Annotated in this window: 6 protein-coding genes; 1 reads left to right on the top strand and 5 read right to left on the bottom strand. The window is 63.7% G+C overall.

Annotated elements, in window-relative coordinates:
• Positions 1-58: 58 nt before the first annotated feature.
• The 5 genes from AC1DEY_RS08730 to AC1DEY_RS08710 all read right to left on the bottom strand — a co-directional run bounded on the left by AC1DEY_RS08730 (position 59) and on the right by AC1DEY_RS08710 (position 5,263).
• A complete protein-coding gene (locus tag AC1DEY_RS08730; RefSeq protein ID WP_441408959.1) occupies positions 59-460 on the bottom strand; it encodes a cytochrome c oxidase subunit 4 in 402 nt (133 codons plus the stop codon).
• Positions 457-2,178 carry an aa3-type cytochrome oxidase subunit I gene (gene ctaD, locus AC1DEY_RS08725; RefSeq protein WP_476867595.1) on the bottom strand — a complete coding sequence of 574 codons (1,722 nt, stop codon included), beginning with the start codon at positions 2,176-2,178 and terminating at the stop codon, positions 457-459. Before ctaD ends, AC1DEY_RS08730 begins: the two co-directional genes overlap by 4 nt.
• A gap of 10 nt (positions 2,179-2,188) precedes the next feature.
• On the bottom strand, positions 2,189-3,061 hold the full coding sequence (ctaC, locus tag AC1DEY_RS08720; protein ID WP_441408961.1) for an aa3-type cytochrome oxidase subunit II: 873 nt from the start codon (positions 3,059-3,061) through the stop codon (positions 2,189-2,191).
• Between the two features lie 208 nt (positions 3,062-3,269).
• Entirely contained in the window at positions 3,270-3,659 is a 390-nt protein-coding gene (locus AC1DEY_RS08715) for a HesB/IscA family protein (RefSeq protein ID WP_476867594.1), read from the bottom strand.
• Between the two features lie 173 nt (positions 3,660-3,832).
• Positions 3,833-5,263: a M20/M25/M40 family metallo-hydrolase gene (locus AC1DEY_RS08710; RefSeq protein ID WP_476867593.1), complete on the bottom strand. Its 1,431-nt coding sequence runs from the start codon at positions 5,261-5,263 to the stop codon at positions 3,833-3,835.
• Positions 5,264-5,376: 113 nt separating this feature from the next.
• On the opposite strand from AC1DEY_RS08710, the gene AC1DEY_RS08705 reads away from it, so the two are divergent.
• Complete coding sequence (locus tag AC1DEY_RS08705) at positions 5,377-5,976, top strand: DUF3043 domain-containing protein (protein WP_476867592.1); 600 nt, start codon at positions 5,377-5,379, stop codon at positions 5,974-5,976.
• The last annotated feature ends 24 nt before the right edge of the window (positions 5,977-6,000 follow it).

Here is a 6,000-nt window from a genome sequence, read left to right as displayed (position 1 = left end):
CCCCACCATTTGGTGGGGCCCGCCGTCGTGCAATATGAACTTTTAGTCCGGGTGGACGCTAGTGCGCGTGGTCACCGCGGCTGTATTCGTAGACCCAGCCGACCAGGGCGACTACTGCCATTCCGCCRGCGATGAAGACKATCCACCAGCCAACAGCCAGGCCGAGGAAGCCTGTTGCGCAGGACAGGCCCAGCATCAGCGGCCACCAGCTCCAGGGGCTGAAGTGTCCCTGTTCGCCGGCTCCCTCATGGATTTCGGCGTCGTTGCGGTCCTCGGGGCGCATGCCCACGCGCTTGCCCGTGAAGCCGAGGTACGCGCCGATCATGCCGGCGAGACCGCCCACGAGCAGGATTCCGAGGATGCCTACCCATTCGCTCCAGTGGGTCAGGTAACCGTAGATGAACGCCACCGGCACAAAGAAGAAGACGCCGAAGCCAAAAATTCTTGATTCGAGTTTCACTTGGCGGTGTCCTTCTGGTCGGCGTTACCGAGGGCTGCTGCTGCCGGAGCWGGCGAGTCGACGGTGTAGGACTGGGAGAGCTCCGGGTGGTGCAGGTCCAAGGCAGGACGTTCGGAGCGGATGCGGGGCAGGGARGTGAAGTTGTGGCGCGGCGGCGGGCAGGACGTGGCCCACTCGAGCGAGGCACCGAAGCCCCACGGGTCATCAACTTCCACMCGCTCATTGCTGCGCCAGGTGATGTAGACGTTCCAGAAGAACGGGATCAGCGAGGCACCGAGRACGAACGARGCGATGGTGGAGAACTGRTTCATCCACGTGAACCCATCCTGCGGCATGTAGTCCGCGTAGCGGCGGGGCATRCCYTCGACACCCAGCCAGTGCTGGATCAGGAAGGTGCCGTGGAAGCCGAGGAACAGCATCCAGAAGTGGATCTTGCCGAGGCGCTCGTTGAGCATCTTGCCGGTCCACTTGGGCCACCAGAAGTAGAAGCCTGCGAACATGGCAAACACGACRGTGCCGAAGACCACGTAGTGGAAGTGGGCCACGACGAAGTAGGAGTCCGAGACGTGGAAGTCCAGCGGCGGCGAGGCCAGAATGATGCCGGTCAGGCCACCGAAGAGGAACGTTGCCAGGAAGCCGATGCTCCAGAGCATGGGGGTTTCAAAGGTGATGGAACCGCGCCACATGGTGCCGATCCAGTTGAAGAACTTCACACCGGTCGGAACAGCGATCAGCATCGTCATGAAGGAGAAGAACGGCAGCAGGACCGAGCCGGTGACGTACATGTGGTGGGCCCACACGGTTACGGACAGGGCGGCGATGGAGATGGTCGCGTACACCAGGCCCTTGTAGCCGAAGATCGGCTTGCGGCTGAAGACCGGGAAAATCTCCGAGACGATGCCGAAGAACGGCAGCGCGATGATGTACACCTCGGGGTGGCCGAAGAACCAGAACAGGTGCTGCCAGAGGACGGCACCGCCATTCTCCGGATCGAAGATRTGGGCACCAAAGCGGCGGTCCGCGCCGAGSGCRAACAGSGCGGCGGCCAGCGGCGGGAAGGCCATCAGGACCAGGATGGACGTCACGAGGGCGTTCCAGGTGAAGATCGGCATRCGCCACATGGTCATGCCGGGGGCRCGCATGCAGATGATCGTGGTRATGAAGTTGACCGCGCCAAGGATGGTGCCGAAGCCGGAAAGCGCCAGGCCGAAGACCCACAGGTCACCGCCCACGCCGGGGCTGAACGTCGTGTTGGAYAGCGGCGCGTAGGCAAACCAGCCGAACGACGCGGCACCCTGCGGGGTGATGAAGCCGGACACGGCGATGGTTGAACCGAAGAGGAAGAACCAGAAGGCCAGCGCGTTCAGTCGCGGGAACGCGACGTCGGGGGCACCGATCTGCAGCGGCATGATGACGTTSGTGAACCCGGCAAACAGCGGCGTCGCGAACATCAGGAGCATCACGGTGCCGTGCATCGTGAAGAGCTGGTTGTACTGCTCTTTGGTCTGCAGGATCTGCATGCCGGGCTCGAAGAGTTCGGCACGGATCAGCAGCGCCATGATGCCGCCGAAGCAGAAGAAGACGAACGACGCGATCAGGTACATGTACCCGATCGTTTTGTGGTCGGTCGAGGTGATCCAGTTGACGACGATGCGCCCCTTGGACTTCGGTACTACGGGAGCCTCGAGGATCCCGGCGGATTGAGTGTAAGTTGCCACGTCGCTCGCCTTACTTGGTTTCGGTCGGGGCCGGGTTGCGGTCGTACTCTTCACCGAGCAGGCCGGTGTTCCCGTCCTGGCGCAGCTTGTTCATGTGCGCCTGGAACTCCGACTCGGAGACAACCTTCACGCGGAACAGCATTTCGGAGTGGTACTCGCCACAAAGTTCGGCACACTTGCCGTCGTAGGTTCCCTCCTTGGTGGGGGTGAACCGGATGTAGTTGGTCTTGCCGGGAATCATGTCCCGCTTCTGCAGGAACGCAGGTACCCAGAAGGAGTGGATGACGTCGCGGGAGTTGAGCTCGAGGTCAATCGACTTGTTGACCGGCAGGTACAGGGTGGGCAGCTTTTCCTTGTCCACGTCGTTGCCGGTCAGGTGGGCCTGGACGCCAGCTTCATGGACGTCCCCGGTGACGACTTCACCCTTTTTGTAGTTGAAGTCCCACGCCCACTGCTTGCCGCGGACGTCGACGACGACGTCGGCCGGCTTGGAGCGGTCATCGATCGACGCGGTGTCGCGGTCGGTGAAGTARAAGAACACCAGGACCATGAACAGCGGGATCGTCAGGTAGAACACTTCAAGCGGAAGGTTGAAGCTGTTCTGGCGGGGGAAGCCCACGGTGCCCTTGCGGCGGCGGTAGGCGACGACGCACCAGATCATCAGGCCCCAGGTGATGATGCCRACGACCAGCGCSGCAATCCATGAGTTGACCCAGAGGTCCATGATGAGGCCAGTGTGATTTGTGGTGTCACGCTCGGTGGGCAACCAGCCCCTCTGTACCTCTGGTGAACATCCAGTCAAAGCCAACGCGCCGGCTAGTGCCAAGCCAGTGATCGTAGTGATCTGTTTGCGTCGGCTGCCGGTTCGGTTCTGCGAACTCACAGACGGCCCTTCCTACTTGTTGCTGTTGCCCCGCGAATTACGGGCAGGGCAAACGAAAAGTTTTACTACTCGGTGTAGAGCTTACCGCTCCCCGGGAGTTTTCGCCCACATGTCCGCACCGTGCGTCGGGAGCTTTTTATGGCCGCCGCTCGTTGAGGATCCTGCGCCACTAAGGCCGGGCAAAATGCCCGGCCTTAGTGGATAAGAATTAGTGGAACGAATCTCCGCAGGCGCAGGACCCGCCGGCATTGGGATTGTCGATCGTGAAGCCCTGCTTGGAGATGGTGTCCTCGAAATCGATGCTGGCACCGCTGAGGTAGGGAACGCTCATCTTGTCGACCACGACCTCCACGCCGTCGTAGTCGCGCACTRCGTCCCCGTCGAGCAAACGCTCATCGAAGTAGAGCTGGTAGATCAGGCCGGAGCAACCGCCGGGCTGCACGGCAACGCGGAGGCGCAGATCGGTGCGGCCTTCCTGCTCGAGCAGGCTGCGGACCTTGCCAGCTGCCACGTCGGTCAGCTTGACCTCATGCGTGGCCAGCTCGCCGGCCTCAGCGGCAGTGGCGTCGGCGCTGTTTTCATTGGTTGTAGTGCTCATGGCCTACCTTCTTGCAACGGTGGTGGCGGCCCCGTTCGCACGGTGCCCGCCCCTACTTAAACGGTATGGGCTATAGCTACATGCTACTTCGCGCAGCCCTGTAGCTCTAACTCCTGACGTAACTGTGGGAGACGGCTGGATGTTCCCCCGGMCGGCCCGGGACGGGCTGGTGGCTARAGCGCACCTTCCTCRTTGAGACGCGCCAGCAGCAGGGCCTCGGCGACGATGGCGTTCCGGAAGTCACCGAGGTGCARCGATTCGTTGGCGCTGTGGGCGCGGGAATCGGGATCTTCGACCCCGGTCACGAGGATCTGCACGTCGGGGTAGAGCTCTGTCAGGTCCGCGATGAAGGGAATCGACCCGCCGATCCCCATTTCAACGGCGGGAACGCCCCAGGCCTCGCCGAGGGCCCACATRGCCACGGACGCGGCCTTCGAGCTGGTGTCGGTCAGGAAGGAGTTGCCGCTCTCCCCCGGGGTGAACACGACCTGCGCGCCGAAGGGGGCATTGGTTTCAACGTGCTTGCGCACCGCATCCATTGCCGCCGCCGGATCCTGTCCGGGGGCGAGGCGCAGGCTGAACTTGGCCCGCGCCCGCGGCAGGAGGGTATTGGAGGCCACGTCCACGGCCGGGGCGTCAAAGCCGATGATGGAAAGGGCGGGCTTGGTCCACATCCGTGACGCAATGCTCCCTGTTCCGGCCAGCTTCACGCCGTCGAGCACGGACGCGTCGGTTCGGTACTCCTCSTCGGTGAGGTCCACGAGCACGTCATCGCGGCTCACCAGGCCCTCGACCGCAACGCTGCCCTCGTCGTCGTGAAGGGTCGCGATCAGGCGTGCCAGCAGCGTSGGGGCGTCGAGTACCGGGCCGCCGAACATGCCCGAATGCACCGCGTGGTCCAGGACCTTGACCTCGATGGTGCCGTCYACCAGTCCGCGCAGGCTCGTGGTCAGCGCCGGAATGCCGACCTTCCAGTTGCTGGAGTCGGCCACGACGATCACGTCGGCGCGGAGCAGTTCGCGGTGGGTCTCGAGGAAGGACCGGAACGTCGGGGAACCGGCTTCCTCTTCGCCTTCGAAGAAGAACGTYACGCCCAGSCCAAGTTCCTCGCCAAGCACACGCGTMACCGCCGAGTAGGCAGCAATGTGGGCCAGGATGCCGGCCTTGTCATCCGCGGCACCGCGGCCGAAGAGMCGGCCGTCGCGTTCGACGGCSGTGAACGGGTCGGTGTCCCACAGCGCCAGGTCGCCGGTCGGCTGGACATCGTGGTGGGCGTACAGCAGAACGGTCGGCTTGCCCTCGGCGGCCGGACGGCGTGCGACGACGGCGGGCCCGCCGGGCGTCCCGTCTTCCTTGTCGCAGCGGAGGATCCGGACGTCGTCGAATCCGCTGGCACGCACCAGGCCGGCGACGGCGTCSGCGCTGCGGTTCAGCGGGGCAGGATCAAAGCTGGGCCAGGCGATGCCCGGGATGGCAACAAGATCCGTCAAYWGGCTGATCGTTTGATCGAACGATTCGGTAACGGCTTGACGGAGGGCTTCGGCATCGATGGTGCCGGCGTGGTCCAGTGCGGTCTGCGGGTTCCCCGCGGTAGAAGATGTCATGGCCAAAACACTACCCGTGCGCTGGATCACGCTAAACCTTGAACAAAGTCATCACTGGCCCAATGCCGTGTGGGCTGGGTCTCGCGCCTGTGTCTGCGGGGTATTCTTTAGGGGTGTTTGGACGTAAAAAGGAAGCGCCTACGGCGCAGGACGTAGTTGACCAGCAGGCGGCCGAGGCAGCAGCCCGGGGCGCCGTGACCGGCAAGGGCGCACCCACGCCCAAGCGGAGCGCCCAGGAGGCGGCCCGCAAGCGCCCGCTCGTGCCGGAGGACCGCAAGGCTTCCAAGGCCGCCGAGCGCGCCGCCGTCGCGGACCARCGGCTYAAGATGCGGCAGGCCATGGACAGCGGTGACGAGAAGTTCCTGCCCGTGCGCGATAAGGGTCCGCAGAAGCGCTTCGCCCGTGATTACGTCGATGCGCGCTTCAGCCTGGGCGAGTACCTCATGTTCGGCGCCCTGCTGTTCGTTGTCATCTCGCTGCTGGTGCCTGCTTCCAGCTCGCAGATGATCTACGTCCTGGGCGCCTTCTGGGTCATGTTCCTGGCGGTCTTCGTGGACGTSTTCATCCTCTCCCGCAAGCTCAAGAAGCGGCTCGGTGAAAAGTTCGGCGAGGTGGAGCGCGGCACCGTCTGGTACGGCTCCATGCGCTCCCTGCAGTTCCGCCGCCTGCGCCTGCCCAAGCCCCAGGTCAACCGCGGCCAGTTCCCCGCCTGATCATCCGCTCCTAGAATTCTTCAA

This window comes from Arthrobacter sp. 05T47, assembly GCF_056395825.1.
This window is presented reverse-complemented; position numbering and strand designations above follow the sequence as displayed.